This window comes from Shimia fortis (assembly GCF_040225985.1).
Taxonomy (GTDB): domain Bacteria; phylum Pseudomonadota; class Alphaproteobacteria; order Rhodobacterales; family Rhodobacteraceae; genus Shimia.
In genome coordinates, this window is sequence record NZ_JBBPEU010000022.1 from 1 (window position 1) to 18,484 (window position 18,484).

An 18,484-nucleotide genomic window follows, 5' to 3' on the forward strand; every position below is an offset into this window, starting at 1 on the left:
ACCGCCCGCCGGCGCCGGAAACCATCATCCCGATGGAACCCAGGCCAATCATGCACTAACATTCAAACTGGACCACTTAGGTGGGGCTGATCAGGTCGCCCCAGTCATCGATCCGAAGTTCAGCTATCGGGGCGAAGACGTGGTCGCGACACTGGATCGGGTGTGTCGTCGGACCGGCTACCCCAAAACGATACGAGTCGACAACGGCAGCGAATTTATCTCGCGAGATATGGACCTCTGGGCTTATCAGCGCGGCGTGATCCTGGACTTCTCACGACCGGGCAAACCAACCGATAACGCCTTCATTGAGGCGTTCAACTCCAGGTTCCGGGCAGAATGCCTGAACGCACATTGGTTCTTGTCACTATCGGATGCTTGCGAAAAGATGGAGGAATGGCGTAGATACTACAACGAAGAGAGACCGCACAGCGCCATCGGGAACATCCCACCGGCAACGCTGGCAAACTCACATGGCGATACCAGCCCGCCATGCTGAGAAACGGCGGGAAACTCTAGCCCTGGGTGGCGGAAGGTTGGGTATCAGAGCAACAAACTCGCAGACTCTCGTTATGAATGGGGGAGCCTCGGGGGGCAGGTCATGGCCAGCCCCCATTTCAGCGTGCTGAGAAGGGGACGGTGTCAGATCACGTCTAGTCTACTTCAGCTAAGTCTTCCCTAACGCAAAGTTTACCAACTGCCCTAATAATGTTTCCGCAAGCATACACAGAGGAATTATTGGTTCAGAACCATTACCTTACCAAGCCCTCGAGCATAAGTCACATTTGCAGCGGGGTAGCAATGGGCGGCGAGACTAGGAGGAAACCATGACGACTTGGCCCCGTTCCAAGCTAGATTACAATGCTATTCGCTTTGGTGACATGAACTCCTGGAACAACGGAACGCTGCGACCCGTTCATCCGGTTGAGCACGCTCTATTTCTTGAGGAGGTCGCTCTTGCGCTGTGCATTAATACCGACGATGTGCTCAAGCTCATTAGCGAAGGAAAGCTGAAGCGAGGTATTTTCATAAACAAAGGTTTTGGCTCGCAACCACATTTCGTCAGTCTTTTCAACTTGGTGGAGTATGAAGTCCGCCGCAGCCTGAAGAAAAAGCTCGCACCTCACCACTACTCAAAACGCCTGATTCAGGGATTCCTTGATGATTTTTGTGATTGGCTTGCTGAGGAGGAGGTGTCGAACCTTCCTAAGGAAATGAAAGGCCTCTTAACGTGGATCTATTCTGTATCCACCAATGCGTCTCGAGGTATTACGTTCTGGCCTTCCTTTAGATCCAAACAGAACGACATTATCTTTCTAAGAGCGTATTATGAGTGGGCAGATTTTCTAGCGTAATGCTGTCATTGCATGAAAGTGATAGAACTGCCCGGCTCGAGTGAACGAACACAAAACTAATGCTGCATTGCGAAGATCATTTTTCCGAAGTGGCGTAAGGCGATCTGGCTGAAGGGCAGGTTCATGTTCCACAGGTTTTCGCCAGTTTATCCAACATGGACCTAACCGAGCGGCGCGATGTGTTTGATGGTTCGATCTGAATTTGCGACGCCGTCTTGCCTGAGATTGATAAGTGGGTTGGGTCAGCACCGCCCTGCCAGTCTCAAGTCAGTTTCCTCTGAGGCCACAAACTGAACATCATAAAAACCTATTAAATTACAGATAGTTATTCACTAAATTGTAGTATTTTAAATCCTAGATAAGGGCCCTGATCCCGCCAGTTTTGAGGCATCTCCCGGTCAGAGCAAATCGGCAGACACGTACCAGGAATACATGAGGTACGAGATGTCAACACACAGCCTTCAGTATACGTCATCTTTGGAAACAGGTCAGTACGTGGCCAATAATCAGTTCGGGGCTAATGCACTGCACTACGTCAATATTTCTGGAAGTTCCTCGGACTACGGACCGTCTTACGGATTCCAAGAAGCGCTTGAGACGCATCAGATCACCAACTTGCGTTATCCTGGTGGTCACGTCGAAAGCACGCTCGATGTTACTCACATGCCGGGTGGCCAATTACGCTCCGAGGTAACGGCTTTCTTAGATTGGTGCGTGGCTAATTCCACCGAAAGCCAAACTTATCAGGTGACTTTTGTCCTACCGACCAAGACGAACATACCCGCTGACCGGATCGAAGCTTTTGTCGAGGCATTGTTGGCCGAGTATGGCGACCTAATAGTCGCCTTTGAGATTGGAAATGAGTATTCCATTGGCCCCAACGTCTCGAACCCCGACCGCTCGCTGCATCCGGAATACATAGCAGAGAGCAATTTCGTCGCTGCCATGAATGAACTGGAATACAGCATCGCAGCGAACGGGGTGATAAATGCCGTGCAGAACGCCTTGGATAGCTTGGCTGAACAACAAGGCAGCGAAGCACCCGATCCCATGATCCTGCTACAGATGGCACTTACCAACGGTGCCGCCAGTTCTTATAAAGGGGGAAGCGAAGCCGGTAACTACGATGCCGCTAATGAGGCTATCCTGTCCTTGATGAACCAAAGGGCAATCGACGCAGTTGATGGTGCCGTTGCTCATTACTACTACAACGTCTCTCGTGCCGAGGGCTTGCGCTTCACCGACGCCGAAGATTGGCGCGAGGTCCGCAGGATCGACGAAAACTTCCAGAACTTTCAAGAACATATTGGCAGAAACGTCGAGCTGTTCATTACTGAATGGAATGTGGTGGCGGGCAATCACACTCAGCATGGAGCGGCCAGTGCCTCCGTTCTTCTTGAGATGTTCGAATTTATGGTCCGTATGGGCGTGGACGAAGCCCATATCTGGCCTCTGCAGCATCGGACAGCCAATAGCATCATGGGTGACCGAAACAGCGATCAGTTCGAACACTCAATGAGCGGCGCAGCATTCTTCTTGATGGCAGAAAGCTTGCGTCCAAGGGACAGCGAAACAGGCAACTCGGATCGTTTCGAGAGTATGCTATCAGATTGGGATGGCGGCGACGGTAGCGTTGAGATCAACCATTTTGCCAGCAATTACCAAGACGTTCTGTTTGTATCCCTTCGTTCAGAGATTCCCTCTACCGTGTCGCTGGACCTTGGCAGTCTGGTCGGCGAAAGCTCGGATGTGACCATTGATCATCTGACCGTTGACCCACTTAGCTCGGACGGGCTGAGTGACTTTGCGGATGAAAACGGCGGTAACCGGGTTGGGCGCCGCCAAATCACCGAGGAAGAACTGGACCAACTCGAATTGCTCGCATTTTTTGATGCGAATAACTCCAACCATGTTCGCTACGTGAACGGCAACATCTTAACCTACCTGCCACCAGCTGAGACAATTATTCCGTTGGTTGCTAACCCGTCAGACATCAACGACTATTATTTCACCAGCGAGATCGACGTAAATCCGCTGATACAATCGCTGGATCCGTCCAGTGCTGCGGACAATCTGTCTTTTGATCTGTTACCCTTCGATGTCGTTCGCATCGTAATTGACAACCCCTACAGGCAGGAAGGCAGTGAAAATGCGGACGCACTCATCGGAGGTTTCGGACGTGACATTCTACTGGGTCGCTTTGGTAATGACTCTCTGATTGGTGGGGAGGGTTCTGACACGCTCAAGGGGGGCTGGGGGAACGACTTTTTACAAGGCGGAGATGGTGCCGACACGCTGCATGACGGACCCGGCCATGACATTATCTATGGTGGTGCTGGTACAGATAGGTTGCATTCATCGGGTGGTGCGGACCTGTTATTTTCCGGAGCTGACAATGATGTGGTCGAGTTAGCTCCATCAGAAACATTTTCTGCTGGCTATGGAGCCCTTCATGCCCACAGTGGAGGGACATGGCTTGTACCGATCACCGGCTTGAACCGTTACGAAGCGGTGACAGCGGGGGGCGACGGATTTGACAAGGTTCTGCTGAGTAGCGGTAACGACGCCTACTTCTTGGATGATCTCCACAGTGCATTCAACTCCGCCATCGGATCACAGCCAGTGAGCCGGATCCAGAACATTGAGCGTATCATGGCTGGGAACGGAGATGACGTACTCGACATGACTTCCTCTCGCTTTGCATACAGTGGATCTGGGATGCAGCTTTATGGACAGGAAGGCGACGACACACTCTGGGGTACGACTGGAAATGACAGCCTGATTGGTGGCGATGGAAATGACATTCTGGAAGGAGGGGGTGGATTAGATGTACTGACTGGTGGCAGTGGGGCGGATACATTTCATTTCATTAACCCGGGTAATCGGATTCAGCAGATCACCGATTTTTCCCCTGACCAAGGCGACACGATCGTCCTTCATTTGACGCACCCCAACACCGCCACCAGCATCTCAATTCGGGCGGCGGATGATTTTCTGAGCCTAATGACAACAAACGGAAACGAGTTGCTGGTGCTGGATTTGGGACACAGCGCCTCTGAACTCGTTGTGGATACTATCTCGGAAGCCGAATGGTTGAGCTTTTTGTAATGCGGGCGGCATGGAAAAGACCTGGCCCCAGTGAAAGGATATGCACATGTTGATGATGATAGGATTACTCTGCGTAGGAGGCTGGGCCATGTCGGCACTCCTGGAGGAGAGCGACGGAGCAACCGTCGAGGGAGACAACGAGATCGATGGCGAAGTGGAAGCTCCCTCTCCGGCGGATTTATCGAATGATGAAAGCAGCCTACTGGATATAGTGACTGCCGATCTGCAAGACATCCCAGAAACGAACGCCAACCCCTTGATCGGCAGCGCAGAAAGCGAAACTCTCGCTGGTGGATCGGGCGATGATTACATCGTGGGCAATGCCGGAAATGACGAGCTCTTGGGGGGTTCTGGGGCCGATGTGCTCTTGGGAGGAGGCGGACAGGATATTGTCGTTAGTGACGAGGGCGATGACAGTCTGTTTGGCGGTGCAGGAGATGATGCGCTGCACGCTAGGAGCGGAAACGACCTTCTGAACGGCGGCTTCGGAAAAGACAGCCTGTTTGGTGGTGAGGGTGATGACATACTGTTTGGAGGCGACGATGCCGAGGACTATCTGATCGGTGCAGAAGGCGATGATGTCCTAATCGCTGGCCAGAGTGATCACGCTTATGGCGGTGAAGGAAATGATGCTTTTGTATTGTTTGACACCTTCCTGGTAGATGAGGCGACTGAGCTGGCAGATTTCGACCCTACAGAAGACACTATTGTCATCATGGTTGGGCCGGAACTGGCTGATGCGGAAATCACAGTTAGTATTTGCGCTGATAATCCAGACCAAACGGAGTTGCGTCTCAACGGTGAGACGATGGCAACATTTTCCGGAGATGTTGCTCTTGATTCAGAAGACGTGCAACTGCTGATTTCACAGGTGCCGCCAGGCCAACTCGAACTCGTCGAAGGTTAAACAGCATGTTATCCTTTTTCCGACGCATAAAGCGAAATACTCAGCAAGAGCGGTGGAGCAGTTTAGCTTGAAGTTCGATCTTGAGTTGAGGCTGCGTTGCGATTTGAACAGGTTGAAAATCGAGGCGTAGACTGAGACGAATTTCTGAAAACGCACTCGCTGAATTGCTCAATTTAAGGTTGCAAGATGAGTGCCCAAATGAATACATCTTCGGCAATGTCGCTCAAGCAAAGTAAATCAACGAATAAACTTGTTTTGCATGCGGCGCAGATGGGGTGTTCCGCAGACTTTGGGGCTAGTGACCTGCCTCCGATGGTCCCTCATTCATAACGAAAGTCTGCGGGTATCAGAGCAATCAGAGCACACGCCATGTGCAGCCTCTTGTTCACCCAAACAGCCGCTCGTTCTTCAGTCGTATAGCGCGCTCGAACTCGGGCGTGCCGGAATCCAGTTTGTGTTCGTATAGCAACAGCAACAGGTCTTTGTCCGAAGGACGTATAGTCTGATCGCCTTCGTCCTCAAAGTCGAATTTCTCAAAGATTTCGAATACGCGATCCGCGGGCAGATTTTTGTAGTAGCGCAGCGTAACCTCTTCAGAGTCATGGCCCATGTTCATCGACCAGGCCTTGAGTTCTTCCGGTGTCCTGCAAACCTTCAAGCTCAAATTTCCGATGCAGTGTTTGGCGGCATGCGGAGAAATCCGTTCGCCAATCGGTTTGGACGCCACCTCAAAAGCCTGAACAATCGCGTGCGTCGAGGCCATAGGCGGGACTGGGGCTGAGCGGAGAGCCCCTGCTCGTTTGCAAAGCATATCTGCCGCTGGAAACAACGCGTCATTCTCGGAAAATCCCAGTGAGATCAATTCACCTTTCCAGTTGCACACCACTTCGGCAAATATCTCCGGCAAGGGGAAGAAGCTGATACGCTGGCTTTTGCCGTTCTTCGTACGCGACGTCTTGGCATCCTGCACGACAAGTTTGTCAGTGCGCTTCACATGCTCAATCCGCAGGGACGTCACAGTATCGGCCCGCAGCGCTCCAAGGAAAGCAACAACCACCATGGCGCGATCCCGCCGATCCTTGAGAGAAAAATGCGGCATGGCTTCGACCATCATGAGGGCTTCGTCAAGCGAAGGAATATAGCGATCCTGCTCTTGCAAAGCCTTGGCATCGAACTTCTTTGGCAAAGCAGTATATCCAGGCAAAGACCGGTTGAGGCCTTGATACCCCTTCTGGTCAATCAACCATTCCAGAAAGGACTTCAGGTGGGACGCCCGATGGCGAACCGTGGAAACACTTAGGCCATTTCCATCACCGGCGTTCACACGTGCTTTGAGGTGTTCTCGAAAGCCGTCCACATCCTCCTTGGTGAGCTTCCCGAAGTCTTTCCCGTGACACAGATCTTCGAACCCCCGTATCGTTGCCAGCTTTGCATCGACAGTTTTCTGATCCCAACGGCCCGCATAGGTCAACCACTCGTGCAGGATGCGATCATTCGGTTTGTGCAGAATCTGCTTGGCGTACGCGCCAGCATTCACAATACCAACAGGGTCATGCCCGCTTTCTTCGTCTAACGACATCAAGCTTGTATTGGTATCAGCACAACGCAAAATCTTGTCGCAATCAGTCGCATTTACTCGCTTGTTAAGTACCCCTCCACACTCAGAACAGCTCCCCCAAATCGAGATGTTTCCGTGTTTCGATACGCGTTGGTTCAGCGACCGTGGATCAGGAAAAACGCGCGCTTTGCAGGAGAAGCATTTGAATTGGCCAATACGCAGCGTAGCCTTTGTCGCCAAACTGCGCGCTTCGTGGAAACGTGCCACTTCGGAACCGTTAAATACGTAAGGAATGCTCTGATCTGACGGGTGCAGCCCTTCTTTACGCCAGTTCGTAAGCGTGTTGCGCGAGACTTCATAAAGCTTCATGAGGTCTTCGACCGTGAACACATAGTGCTTCTTTGGACGAACTTTCTTGTAGGAACGGCTCACGACGTCGCTCCTTTGCGGTTCCTTTTGACCGATGCCTGTTCATCCTGTTCCGCTTTAGCAAAACCTACTTTTTCTGCGCGACGTTCATAAGCGCGGAGATCCGTCTCTCGCCAGCGGCTAGTCCCCGGGGAGAGTTTGATCGATTCAGGAAAGTTGGGATCATTCTTCACCCAGCGCCAAACGGTAGCGACATGCACACCGTAGCGTCGTGCAACCTCTTTGACCGTCAGGAACTTGGGGGCCGTTTTCGCAGCGCGTTTTTGAGGTTGGCACACACGTTTATGTTGCTTGCTTTTGCCCGCGCTCGGTTCCATCGCAAATTGGCTTTCTTCGCCAAACAGGTCGCGCACAGCCCCCTTGGGATCGTGTTTCGATCGGCCCATCCGTTTACCCCTTCGCAGAGGGTTGAACACGATGGGCTTCGACCCACGCATTCAGATCAGAGCCGCGATAAAGGACTTTGCGACCAAGTTTGTAATAGGCAGGGCCGGTGCCTTTATGGCGCCATTGCGCCAGCTTCTGACGGTCGCCAAGGATGTCTAGCTCGGGATCGCCCAGAACATAGTTGCGGTTGTTTTCGAAGAGGTTGGGCACTGTCCGAGTTCCTTTCGTTGCTTTGGTTTGCAACGAATGGGTGCACCCTACCTCGTGTCGAAAGACAGTCCCCGATTTTGAAATCGGGGACCCCAAATATATGATAAATATACAAAAGAAAATTGCTCACTTGGATCCACATACGGATTGGAAGTCCCTTTCGGGCAATTCTCACAGAGATCCCGTCGAAGAATTTCGGACAAACCGATAACGTTCATTCCCTGATCGGGATTCTCTTCACAATACTCAATCGCCATCCCCAAATGGACGACGCCTCGGTAACAACGCCAGATCTTTCTAAGGATGTCTTTGTCCCGAGCACCTCTCACTTTGGTTTCCTTCGCGTCGTCGCGCACTTGTTGCAAAACTCCGGTATCTGTATAGACGCCCTCAAATTTCCCCTGTCGGATTGAAAGCCAAACCTGCATCCCAATGTGCTCGGCCACACTGAGTTTGTTGCCATTCTTTTCGTCATACCTACGGCCAATTTGCATAAGCCCGATTGCCGCTTCATGCCGGGCACTTGCTGTTCTTGCGATCCACTGAACAAATTCGACGTTTGTTGGATCCGAGAAGCAGTTTTCACCATGCTTGCTAGCCAGCGCATCCAAACGACCAGCCACTATATCTTGCTTCACGAACGCAATGGCCTGCCGTCGTTGTTCAGAAGTTTCTTCGCTTAATGCTGCCCGAAAGAGATCGATCGACTGAAGTTCAGGTTCGTTGATATGTATTTCACGCATCCCGAATGTTTCCAGATGCGACGTATTGCGACCAATCGAACATCAAAGCACGGCGTTTTTCCAGCAAGTCGGACCTTGCATAGGCCCGCTCAACGTCATTGCCCACGGCATGCGCCAGACATTTCTCGGCCACCTCGCGCGGCACATTCGCCACCTCCGCCGCCCAGTCGCGAAAGGTCGAGCGCAAACCATGTACCGTGGCCTCCGCCACATCCATGCGGCGCAACAACATCAGCATCGCCATATTGGACAAGGGGTGATGCCGCTTCTGGCCTTCAAACACATAATCCGACTGCATGGCCAGCAACGGCTCGATGATGGACAGCATTTCATCGGTCAGAGGCACGCGATGTTCCTCATCGGTTTTCATCCGCGCAGCAGGGCAGGTCCAGATACGGTTCTCGAAATCAACCTCTTCCCAGCGCATACCAAGTACTTCGCCGGTGCGCCCGGCTGTCAGACAGGTGAACATCAGCGCCTTGGCCGCCATCGCATTGCGCGCGGTAAGCTGCGCATAGAATGCAGGCACGTCCTGCCACTGCATGGCCTTGTGATGTTTCGGCTTGGCTTTGACCTTCGGCAATACCTGCGCATCCTTGATTGCGGTGACGGGATTCTCTCCGCTGCGGAATCCCTTGGACTTGGCCACATCCAGCACAACCTTGATACGCTGGGACAAGCGACGTGCGGTTTCGTTTTTCTCGGTCCAGATCGGCGCGAGACACATCATCACTTCGGGTTGGCCGATACTGTCAATCGGCATTCGGCCAATTTTGGGAAAGGCATAGTCGCGCAGCGTGTTGATCCATTGCTGGCCTTGCTTGACGTTCTTCCAGGTCGGCAACCTTTCGATATGAACCTGCTGCGCAACCTCTTCGAATGTCGGCACTTCCTGTTGGGCATTGTAGCGCGGGTTCAGCCCCTGTCGCGCCATGCGCCGGTATTCCAGCGCGCGCTCCCGCGCCTGATTGGGCGTCACAAGATCTGCGCTGCCCAAACCGAAATCCGTTCTGAGCGGACCGCCTTTCTTGTTTTTCTGCCCCTTAACCACAACACGTACAATCCAGCGCCGCGCCCCTGAGGCATCCACAACGAGATAAAGCCCGTTGCCATCCCCATGACGCCCAGCGCCGAGATTCTCCACAAGTTTCTTGGTCAGCTTTCCTGATAGGGCCATTCAAACTACCACACTTCATACCACTCAAGAAACAAAGATAGACATAACCGAAAGAAACTCAAGCAAAACGAAGAATCGGTTAATCCACAGAAAAACAACAAAAAAGGCCACTTAAAGCGACCCAGACACATCTAAAGAAAATGAAAACTGGCGGAGGAGGTGGGATTCGAACCCACGGAGGGCGTTAACCCTCGTCGGTTTTCAAGACCGGTGCATTCAACCACTCTGCCACTCCTCCGACTTACCCTAGTTAGAATGCCCCGAATGATTCTGAAAGACGGGGCGGGGGATTTTTTGCCGATCGCGCAAGAGCCACTTTTCTTGATGCTTGCGGGCCGTTACACTGCCGCCAAACACGCGTGTAATGGCGCAGAACGGTCGGCAAACGGCCACGCACTGGCAGCGACTTCGACAGGCACAAGGGCAAAGCATGATTGGCAACGTTTTTTCCACCCCGCGCATCGCGGCGTCCGCTCGCTTCGGACTTGCTATTTTTGCCTTGGCGGCACTGGCGGCCTGTGAGGACGGCGAAGGTCTGAGTTTGTTTCAGCCCAAACCCGAAAGCGAAGTCGCGACGGGATCGCTAACCACCAAACTGGTCGAGCGCGATGTCGAGGCCCCAGAGGTCTTTTCGGTGACCGAGGCCGGTCTCTGGGATGGCCGCCCCAGCCTCGGAGGTGTGTGGGCCGCACATCCGGATGTAGACGACCCCGAACGTGTCATCATCCGCAACCAATCCAACGGAAAATTCGTGATCGGCGCTCTTTTCCGTCGCGAACGCGAAATTCCGGGGCCGCGCATCCAGATTTCGGCCGATGCCGCCGATGCGCTTGGTATGTTGGCCGGCCAGCCGGTCGAGTTGAACGTGACAGCCCTGCGCCGCGAAGAAGTGGCCGAGGAACCAGAGGTTCAAGAGAGCATTCCCGAGGCGGAAGAAGTGAGCGAGGAATCCCTCGAACCGCTGGCCGCTGCATCCGCTGCGATTGCCGAGGCCGAAGCCGCCGCCGCACCTGTGGGTCAGGCCGTGCAATCGGAAACTGCGCCGAAACCTGCGTCGTCGTCTCTTGATAAACCCTATATTCAGATCGGCATTTTCAGTGTCGAGGGCAACGCCAAGAACGCCGCCAACCAGATGCGCAGCGCCGGGATGGTGCCGCTCATCAAGAAGATGGAAAGCAAGGGCAAAACCTTCTGGCGCGTACTGGTCGGCCCCGCGGGCAGCAAATCCGAGCGCAGCCAGCTTATGAAACAGATCCATGCGTCGGGCTTTACCGATGCCTATGCCGTCAGCAACTAAGTCCCCTGGGAGAGCGCCATGATCCGGGCTTCGAAAACCACCCTGTCCGCCGCGATGATCCTGATGATGGCCGCGGTGCAGGCCACCGCCTTCGAGACACGCGCCAAGGCCGCCTTTATCATGGATCAGGGCACGGGCACGGTTCTGATGTCCAAGAACGCGGACGAGCCCCTGCCCCCGGCCTCGATGTCGAAACTGATGACCCTCTACATGGCGTTTGACGCCATCCGGAAAGGGCAATTGCAGATGGAGGAACGCCTGCCGGTGTCGCAACACGCGATGAATTATGGCGGCTCGACGATGTTCCTCGACACGACCGACAAGGTGAAAGTATCGGACCTTCTGCGCGGGATCATTGTTTTGTCGGGCAACGACGCCTGTGCCGTCATCGCCGAAGCCCTCTCGCCCGATGGCACCGAGGCAGGGTTTTCCCGGATGATGACGCGGCGCGCGCGGCAGATGGGCATGACCAACTCGACCTTCGCCAATTCCAACGGCTGGCCCGCCCCCGGACATCGCATGTCGATGCGTGATCTTGCGCTGCTGGCCAACCGCTTGATCACCGATTTCCCCGAATTTTACCCGATGTTTGCCGAAACCGAGTTCCCGTTCGACGGGCGCGCGCCCGGCAACACCCGCAACCGCAACCCGCTTTTGTATCAGGATATCGGTGCGGACGGGTTGAAAACAGGCCACACTCGCGAGGCTGGCTATGGGCTGGTCGGTTCGGCGCGTCAGGGTGACCGCCGTGTGATTTTCGTGATCTCCGGCCTTGAGAGCGCCGCCGAACGCGCCGAGGTTTCGGAACAGATCGTCAACTGGGCCTTCCGCCAGTTCACCGAAACCGAGCTTGCCCGCGAAGGCGAACGCATCGCACAGGCCCAGGTCTGGATGGGCAAGGACAGGCGCGTCGGACTTGTTCCCTCTGAGGACATCAAGGTGCTGTGGCCGGTGCTGGACACCGACGACATCAAGGGCGAAGTGGTCTATTATGGCCCCGTCGAGGCGCCTGTCGCCAAGGGTCAGGAACTCGCGGATCTTGTCGTCAAACCTGACGGACTGCCAGAAATCCGTGTACCGCTGGTGGCCGAGAATGACGTGCCGCAAGGCGGCTTTACCGTGCGGATGCGCACAGCCCTGACGGTGCTGCTGGACCAGATCGGCCAGCCCGCGCCTGCGGACGAGGCATCCTGACCGTGACCGGCCATTTCATCACCTTCGAAGGCATCGACGGGTCGGGCAAGACCACGCAGATCGCCCGACTGGCCGACGCCTTGCGTGCTTATGGGTATGACGTGGTCACCACCCGTGAACCCGGCGGCTCCCCCGGGGCCGAGGAAATCCGGGCGCTGGTGCTGGAAGGCGATCCCGACCGCTGGTCGGCAGAAACAGAAATCCTGCTGTTCACTGCGGCGCGGCGTGACCATCTCGAACGCACCATCCTGCCTGCCCTGGCTGCAGACAAGATCGTGCTTTGTGACCGCTTTGCAGACTCGACCCGCATGTATCAGGGACTGTCGAGGGGCGATTTACGCGGGGTGGTGGACCAATTGCACAGCCTGATGATCGGGCGCGAACCTGACCTGACCCTTCTGATCGACATGGATCCGGCTACCGGTCTGGCCCGCGCCAAATCCCGCGCCACCGCCGAGGAACGTTTCGAGGACTTTGGACAGGCCCTGCAAGACCAGATGCGCAAGGGGTTCCTGTCACTGGCACAGGAATTTGAGCCCCGGTTCCGCATCATCAATGGCGATCAGCCAATGGATGCGGTCAGCGCCGATATCCGTGATGTCGTGCTGGCCCATCTGTCATGACTGACGACACCCGACCGGAAGCCGACCGCATCGAAGGCGCCCCGCACCCGCGTGAAACCGCCGAGCTGTTCGGGCAGAACACGGCCGAGGCGGGGTTTCTCGTGGCGTATAATTCCGGCCGTCTGCACCACGCCTGGTTGCTGAAAGGGCCGCGCGGTGTGGGCAAGGCCACGCTGGCATGGCGGATTGCGCGGTTCCTGCTGGCCACACCTGTCGAACAGGGCGGCGGCCTTTTCGGGGACACACCGCCCACTTATGCCACGCTGGACATTCCGCCCGAACACCCCGTGGCCCACCGTATCCTCGCCCGGTCCGAGCCAGGCCTGTTTGCGATCACGCGATCGGTCAACGAAAAGACGGGCAAGCTGCGGGACATGATCACCGTGGACGACGTGCGCGGCCTGACCCATTTTCTGACCCTGTCCGCCACCGAAGGCGGGCGGCGCGTGGTGATCGTGGATGCGGCGGATGAAATGAACGTGAACGCGGCCAACGCCCTTTTGAAGATGCTGGAAGAGCCGCCCGCTCTGACTACGATCCTGCTGATCTCGCACCAACCCTCGCGCCTTTTGCCAACAATCCGGTCGCGCTGTCGCGAACTGCGCCTCACACCTCTGGACGCGCAGGATATGACCCGCGCCCTGACACAGGCCGGCGCAGAAGAAGGCGAAAGCCCTGCCCTCACAGCGCTGTCTGCCGGATCGGTGGGCGAGGCCGTGCGTCTGACCCGTCTGGGCGGGCTGTCCATGTATCAGGAAATTGTGTCGATCTTCGCCACCCTGCCCCGTCTGGATCGGCCCCGCGCAATGAAACTGGCCGAGGCCGCCGCCGCCCGGGGGGGCGAGGAAAAATTCGATCTGCTTCTAACCCTGATCGACATCTTCCTGACCCGTCTGGCCCGCACAGGCGCCAGCGGCAACGCCCCCGTGCCAGAAGCGGCCGAAGGCGAAACCGAGGTGCTTCTGCGCCTGTCCCCGACCCAGCACAAGGCGCGCCAATGGGCGGATATCGCGCAGCAGATTTCCTCGCGCACGCGCCATGGCAAGGCAGTCAACCTTGACCCTGCCGCGCTTGTCCTAGATACGGTTTTCAAGATCACTGAAACCGCATCGCGTTGAGACATGACCGACATTCCCCAGATTACCGACAGCCATTGCCATCTGGATTTCCCCGATTTCGAAGGCCAACTGGATGACATCGTGACCCGCGCCGCCGAGGCTGGCGTCACGCGCATGGTCACGATCTGCACGCGACTGCGCAACGAACCCACCGTGCGCGCCATTGCCGAAGCCCACGCCCCCGTCTTCTATGCCGCGGGCACCCACCCGATGAGCGTGGCAGACGAACCCATGGCAACGGTCGCGGACCTTGTCGCGCTTGCGCAGCACCCGAAATTCGTCGGCATTGGCGAAACCGGCCTTGATTACCATTACACCGCCGAAAGCAAGGAGGTGCAGCAAACCTCTCTGCGTATTCATATCGAAGCCGCCCGCCAGACCGGGCTGCCGCTGATCATCCATTCGCGCGACGCCGATGATGACATGGCCGCGATCCTTAGCGAAGAACACGCGCACGGCGCCTTTGCCTGCGTCATGCACTGTTATAGTTCGGGGCCAGACCTTGCGAAAACCGCCGTGGATCTGGGCTTTTACCTCTCCATGTCGGGCATTGCCGCCTTCCCGCGCAGCCAGGAGGTGCGTGATATCTTTGCCGCCGCGCCCGTCGACCGCATTCTGGTAGAGACCGACGCGCCTTACCTTGCGCCGCCGCCCTATCGCGGCAAGCGCAACGAACCGGCCTATACCGCCCACACCGCCCGCGTCGGGGCCGAGGTATTCGGCATGGACTATGCGGCGTTCGCGGCGCAAACCCAGGCCAATTTCGACCGGCTGTTCACCAAGGCCAAATTGCAGGCAGCAACCGCATGACCGCCACGCTGACCTTCACCATTCTCGGCTGCGGATCGTCGGGCGGTGTGCCGCGCCTTGGCGGGCATTGGGGGGATTGCGATCCGTCCAACCCGAAAAACCGTCGCCAGCGCTGTTCGATGCTGATTGAACGGGAAACCGAGGCCGGCAAGACCACGGTCCTTATCGACACCTCGCCGGACATGCGCTCACAGCTTCTGGACGCCGGGGTCGGCCAGATCGATGCGGTGGTCTACACTCACAGCCATGCAGACCATGTGCATGGCATTGACGACCTGCGCATGATCGTGTTCAATATGCGCAAGCGCCTGCCTGTCTGGGCCGATGGCGACACGCAGAACGCCCTGTTTTCCCGTTTCGGCTATGCCTTTGTGCAACCCGAAGGGTCGCCCTATCCGCCCATCCTCGACATGCACACGATCAAGGGCGATGTCAAAATCGATGGCGACGGGGGCCAGATCACCCTGACTCCGATCAAGGTCAACCATGGCAGCATAGACGCGCTGGGGTTCCGGGTGCATGACCTGTGCTATATGCCCGACGTCGCCGAGATCTATGACGAGGCATGGCTGCAATTGCAGGGGCTGGATTGCTGGATTCTGGACACGTTGCGCCGCACGCCGCACCCGACCCATGCCCATCTGGATAAATCGCTCGACTGGATCGAACAGGCCGCCCCGCGTCGCGCGGTGCTGACCAACATGCATATCGACCTTGACTACGAGACCCTTCTCAACGAAACCGCCGACCATATCGACGTGGCTTATGACGGTATGAAAATCGTCTATCAGGTTTGAGACATGCAAACGCTGATCACGGTTATTCTGCCAGTCTTTCTCGTGATCGGATTTGGCTATGCAGCGGCCTGGCGCGGGATCTTCAGCGAAGAAAACGTGAACGGCCTGATGCGTTTCGCGACGAATTTCGCGGTGCCTGTCCTATTGTTTCGCGCCATTGCCAACCTTGACTTGTCCGCCGACTTTGACCTTTCCCTGCTGGGCAGTTTCTACACCGGCGCCTTCCTGTCTTTCTGTGCAGGCCTGTTCGGCGCGCGGCTGTTGTTTCGCCGGGACTGGGAGGATTCGGTCGCGATCGGCTTTGTCTGCCTCTTTTCAAACTCGCTCTTGCTGGGCCTGCCGATCACCGAACGCGCCTTCGGCCCCGATGCCCTGACGGGCAACTACGCGATCATCGCGGTGCACAGCCCGTTTTGTTATGGCGTCGGGATCACGGCGATGGAGATCATCCGCGCGCGTGGGCAATCCCCCGCAAAGATTCTGCCAACAGTTCTGAAGGCGATGTTCCGCAATGCCCTGATCGTTGGGATTTCGCTGGGCTTTCTGGTGAACTTTTCCGGCGTGGCCCTGCCTGAACCGCTGCGGGTGGCGGTCGACCTGATGGCCCGCGCCGCCCTGCCCGCGGCCCTGTTCGGCATGGGCGGCGTGCTCTATCGCTATCGCCCCGAGGGCGACCTGCGCACCATCGCCTATTGCTGCATCATCAGCTTGGGGTTGCATCCGGCGATTGTGTGGATGATGGGCGGGCTGAACGGACTTGGCACAGACTCAATGCGCTCGGCCGTTCTCACAGCCTCGATGCCGCCGGGCATCAACGCCTACCTCTTTGCCAGCCTCTATGGCCAGGCTCGGCGGGTCGCGGCCTCGACCGTTCTGATCGGTACTGCACTTGCGATCCTGACGATCTGGCTCTGGCTGGGCGCGCTGCCCTGACCATTTTTGACCGGGCAGGTCACGCGGGCGTGACTTGCAACCTGCCCCCGCCGTGCCCATCTTGGGCCGATGCAAGAACAGGAGCCCCCCATGACCCAGCCCATTCGCGTTGATATCGTCTCGGACGTGGTCTGCCCGTGGTGCATCGTCGGGTATCGCCAATTGCAGCAGGCGTCAGAAGCGACCGGTATCCCGGTTGAAACCTACTGGCATCCGTTCGAGTTGAACCCCGACATGGCGCCCGAAGGCGAAAACCTGCGGGATCACATCATGCGCAAATACGGTAGCACACCGGAACAATCCACCAAGGCGCGTGAAAACATGCAAAATATCGGGGCGCCTTTGGGGATCACTTTTTCGTTTGGCGACGACAGCCGAATCTACAACACCTTTGCCGCCCACCAGCTTTTGCATTGGGCCCAGACCGAAGGTCGCGCGCAGGATCTGAAACTGGCACTGTTCGACGCCTATTTTGCACGGGCGCGCGATGTGTCGGACCTGGCTGTTCTGGTCGACGTCGCTGCCAGTATTGGCCTTGATAAAGACGAAGCACAGGCGGTGCTAAAGGATGGCCGTTTTGCAGACATGGTGCGTGAAAAGGAGACCTTTTGGACCTCGCGCGGCGTCTCGGGTGTGCCGACGATGATCTTCGACGCGAAACACGCCACTTCGGGTGCGCAAGGCGTCAAGATGTTTGAACAGATTCTCGAGCAGCTTTCCCCAGCCGGCACAAAAACCGGGTGATTGGTGTTAAATCCGGAAACTTTGCGGAATCTGCGGGAACAACTCCTCGACAGGCAAACCGATAGCCGGCGCCTTCCGCACATCGTTGCTAACAAAGCCAGAGGCAGGCATATTATCGCGGATATTTTTTTGAGTATGGCCCGGCCGATGACTCGCCCCCCAGTTTTCGTCTACCGCGCGAAGAGACCGTGGCGTTAGCGCTCTGATACCCAACCTTATGCCGCCATTCGGCCATCGTCGAAATATGCTTGCGGCCCAGAGCCAACACCTAACAGGGCTCTGGATTGCCAGGGTCGATTCAGCAATGGCGTCTCGCACTGCTGACTGCGCATTCCACGATTAGGGCCGATGAACATTTGGGCCTGTCCGAGCAAGCCGTACCCAGGGCGCTCACAGTTCAAGGCAACAGAATTTGCTCTTTCCTTGAGTGATCCCATGCAGAATATTCCGGGCCGTGTGGAAGCGCCGACCTGATCCAGAGAAGTGTTCGACCCCAGCACCGCGGAATAAAACTTTCGGATATCGGGCGACGACTTCGTTGCTGAATTGCTCTTGCCGACATTGGCCGAGCATTGGCGGGACATACGGGCTCGGTACGTGTTCACCTTGTTGACAGTGCCTCAGACAACTGTGTCGGTCCCTTGGCAGTTCATGATGTGGATTTTGCCTTACTACCGGACACGCCCCGGCCCTACTGGCAGAAGGTCAACCGATGTTCAGCGCCTCGTTTCGTTCTTTTTTCATTGTCCGGAAGGCTCATCCAATGGCCACTGGGCGGGCGCTTGTGCCCGGCAACGCCGCCGTTCGAACTCGTTTGTGATATTCGGCATGGCCTGTTTTCGACTGAAGGCAATCCCAACGGCCTTGTGGACGTAGTCCACGCGCGGATTGGCGCGTACTTAACGAAATCAAGATCCTACCCGTTTGCCAAGGTCGATTTCAGGCAAATTCTGATCCCGGCAACACGCTTGGCTCATGGCAGATTTCGATCACATCAGTTCGAGATCCGTGACGCCCCATCTGTAGCTGTTGTTGATCTGCTGTTCGAAACTCAGCACGTTTTGCCCGACAACCTGGTCCGCAAGGGCAATGGCAAG

The 18,484-nt window shown here is 56.3% G+C and carries 17 protein-coding genes and 1 tRNA gene; 12 read left to right on the forward strand and 6 right to left on the reverse strand.

What is annotated here, in order from left to right:
* The 4 genes from WNE31_RS17900 to WNE31_RS17915 all read left to right on the forward strand — a co-directional run.
* Window positions 1-496 (forward strand): integrase core domain-containing protein (locus tag WNE31_RS17900; protein ID WP_349981313.1); only part of this gene is annotated, 496 nt, incomplete at its 5' end.
* 328 nt (window positions 497-824) lie between these two features.
* On the forward strand, window positions 825-1,352 hold the full coding sequence (locus WNE31_RS17905) for a hypothetical protein (protein WP_349981314.1): 528 nt from the start codon (window positions 825-827) through the stop codon (window positions 1,350-1,352).
* A 444-nt stretch (window positions 1,353-1,796) separates the two neighbouring features.
* Entirely contained in the window at window positions 1,797-4,460 is a 2,664-nt protein-coding gene (locus WNE31_RS17910; protein WP_349981315.1) for a calcium-binding protein, read from the forward strand.
* Window positions 4,461-4,548: 88 nt separating this feature from the next.
* The gene (locus WNE31_RS17915) at window positions 4,549-5,367 is read left to right on the forward strand and encodes a calcium-binding protein (protein ID WP_349981316.1); all 819 of its coding nucleotides are present in this window, start codon (window positions 4,549-4,551) and stop codon (window positions 5,365-5,367) included.
* A gap of 385 nt (window positions 5,368-5,752) precedes the next feature.
* On the opposite strand, the gene WNE31_RS17920 is transcribed toward WNE31_RS17915, so the two are convergent.
* From WNE31_RS17920 to WNE31_RS17945, 6 genes are all read right to left on the reverse strand, one after another.
* Window positions 5,753-7,357 (reverse strand): phage integrase N-terminal SAM-like domain-containing protein, encoded by a 1,605-nt coding sequence (locus WNE31_RS17920; protein ID WP_349981317.1) that lies wholly within the window; start codon window positions 7,355-7,357, stop codon window positions 5,753-5,755.
* Entirely contained in the window at window positions 7,354-7,740 is a 387-nt protein-coding gene (locus WNE31_RS17925) for a helix-turn-helix transcriptional regulator (RefSeq protein WP_349981318.1), read from the reverse strand. Before WNE31_RS17925 ends, WNE31_RS17920 begins: the two co-directional genes overlap by 4 nt.
* A gap of 4 nt (window positions 7,741-7,744) precedes the next feature.
* Entirely contained in the window at window positions 7,745-7,951 is a 207-nt protein-coding gene (locus WNE31_RS17930; RefSeq protein ID WP_349981319.1) for a helix-turn-helix transcriptional regulator, read from the reverse strand.
* A gap of 47 nt (window positions 7,952-7,998) precedes the next feature.
* Window positions 7,999-8,694 carry a hypothetical protein gene (locus tag WNE31_RS17935; protein ID WP_349981320.1) on the reverse strand — a complete coding sequence of 232 codons (696 nt, stop codon included), beginning with the start codon at window positions 8,692-8,694 and terminating at the stop codon, window positions 7,999-8,001.
* A complete protein-coding gene (locus WNE31_RS17940) occupies window positions 8,687-9,871 on the reverse strand; it encodes a tyrosine-type recombinase/integrase (RefSeq protein WP_349981321.1) in 1,185 nt (394 codons plus the stop codon). The genes WNE31_RS17935 and WNE31_RS17940 overlap by 8 nt, the downstream gene beginning before the upstream one ends.
* A gap of 148 nt (window positions 9,872-10,019) precedes the next feature.
* Window positions 10,020-10,109, reverse strand: a tRNA-Ser gene (locus WNE31_RS17945).
* Window positions 10,110-10,301: 192 nt separating this feature from the next.
* Between WNE31_RS17945 and WNE31_RS17950 the strand changes: the two genes are divergently transcribed.
* From WNE31_RS17950 to WNE31_RS17985, 8 genes are all read left to right on the forward strand, one after another.
* On the forward strand, window positions 10,302-11,168 hold the full coding sequence (locus tag WNE31_RS17950; protein WP_349981322.1) for an SPOR domain-containing protein: 867 nt from the start codon (window positions 10,302-10,304) through the stop codon (window positions 11,166-11,168).
* An 18-nt stretch (window positions 11,169-11,186) separates the two neighbouring features.
* Window positions 11,187-12,362 (forward strand): D-alanyl-D-alanine carboxypeptidase family protein, encoded by a 1,176-nt coding sequence (locus WNE31_RS17955; protein ID WP_349981323.1) that lies wholly within the window; start codon window positions 11,187-11,189, stop codon window positions 12,360-12,362.
* Window positions 12,359-12,985: a dTMP kinase gene (gene tmk, locus WNE31_RS17960; RefSeq protein ID WP_349981329.1), complete on the forward strand. Its 627-nt coding sequence runs from the start codon at window positions 12,359-12,361 to the stop codon at window positions 12,983-12,985. The genes WNE31_RS17955 and tmk overlap by 4 nt, the downstream gene beginning before the upstream one ends.
* The gene (locus WNE31_RS17965; RefSeq protein WP_349981324.1) at window positions 12,982-14,103 is read left to right on the forward strand and encodes a DNA polymerase III subunit delta'; all 1,122 of its coding nucleotides are present in this window, start codon (window positions 12,982-12,984) and stop codon (window positions 14,101-14,103) included. The genes tmk and WNE31_RS17965 overlap by 4 nt, the downstream gene beginning before the upstream one ends.
* Window positions 14,104-14,106: 3 nt before the next feature.
* Window positions 14,107-14,913 carry a TatD family hydrolase gene (locus WNE31_RS17970; protein ID WP_349981325.1) on the forward strand — a complete coding sequence of 269 codons (807 nt, stop codon included), beginning with the start codon at window positions 14,107-14,109 and terminating at the stop codon, window positions 14,911-14,913.
* Window positions 14,910-15,710: an MBL fold metallo-hydrolase gene (locus tag WNE31_RS17975; protein ID WP_349981326.1), complete on the forward strand. Its 801-nt coding sequence runs from the start codon at window positions 14,910-14,912 to the stop codon at window positions 15,708-15,710. Before WNE31_RS17970 ends, WNE31_RS17975 begins: the two co-directional genes overlap by 4 nt.
* 3 nt (window positions 15,711-15,713) lie before the next feature.
* Window positions 15,714-16,643: an AEC family transporter gene (locus WNE31_RS17980; protein WP_349981327.1), complete on the forward strand. Its 930-nt coding sequence runs from the start codon at window positions 15,714-15,716 to the stop codon at window positions 16,641-16,643.
* Window positions 16,644-16,733: 90 nt separating this feature from the next.
* Window positions 16,734-17,387, forward strand: coding sequence for a DsbA family oxidoreductase (locus tag WNE31_RS17985; RefSeq protein ID WP_349981328.1), 654 nt, complete (start codon window positions 16,734-16,736; stop codon window positions 17,385-17,387).
* The last annotated feature ends 1,097 nt before the right edge of the window (window positions 17,388-18,484 follow it).

Bases quoted from the DNA above. Each gene is read 5' to 3' on its own strand.
- WNE31_RS17980 (WP_349981327.1), top strand. From the start codon at position 15,714: ATGCAAACGCTGATCACGGTTATTCTGCCAGTCTTTCTCGTGATCGGA.
- WNE31_RS17975 (WP_349981326.1), top strand. From the start codon at position 14,910: ATGACCGCCACGCTGACCTTCACCATTCTCGGCTGCGGATCGTCGGGC.
- WNE31_RS17985 (WP_349981328.1), top strand. From the start codon at position 16,734: ATGACCCAGCCCATTCGCGTTGATATCGTCTCGGACGTGGTCTGCCCG.
- WNE31_RS17970 (WP_349981325.1), top strand. From the start codon at position 14,107: ATGACCGACATTCCCCAGATTACCGACAGCCATTGCCATCTGGATTTC.
- WNE31_RS17910 (WP_349981315.1), top strand. From the start codon at position 1,797: ATGTCAACACACAGCCTTCAGTATACGTCATCTTTGGAAACAGGTCAG.
- WNE31_RS17925 (WP_349981318.1), bottom strand. From the start codon at position 7,740: ATGGGCCGATCGAAACACGATCCCAAGGGGGCTGTGCGCGACCTGTTT.
- WNE31_RS17965 (WP_349981324.1), top strand. From the start codon at position 12,982: ATGACTGACGACACCCGACCGGAAGCCGACCGCATCGAAGGCGCCCCG.
- WNE31_RS17905 (WP_349981314.1), top strand. From the start codon at position 825: ATGACGACTTGGCCCCGTTCCAAGCTAGATTACAATGCTATTCGCTTT.
- WNE31_RS17955 (WP_349981323.1), top strand. From the start codon at position 11,187: ATGATCCGGGCTTCGAAAACCACCCTGTCCGCCGCGATGATCCTGATG.
- WNE31_RS17950 (WP_349981322.1), top strand. From the start codon at position 10,302: ATGATTGGCAACGTTTTTTCCACCCCGCGCATCGCGGCGTCCGCTCGC.
- WNE31_RS17915 (WP_349981316.1), top strand. From the start codon at position 4,549: ATGTCGGCACTCCTGGAGGAGAGCGACGGAGCAACCGTCGAGGGAGAC.
- WNE31_RS17940 (WP_349981321.1), bottom strand. From the start codon at position 9,871: ATGGCCCTATCAGGAAAGCTGACCAAGAAACTTGTGGAGAATCTCGGC.
- WNE31_RS17935 (WP_349981320.1), bottom strand. From the start codon at position 8,694: ATGCGTGAAATACATATCAACGAACCTGAACTTCAGTCGATCGATCTC.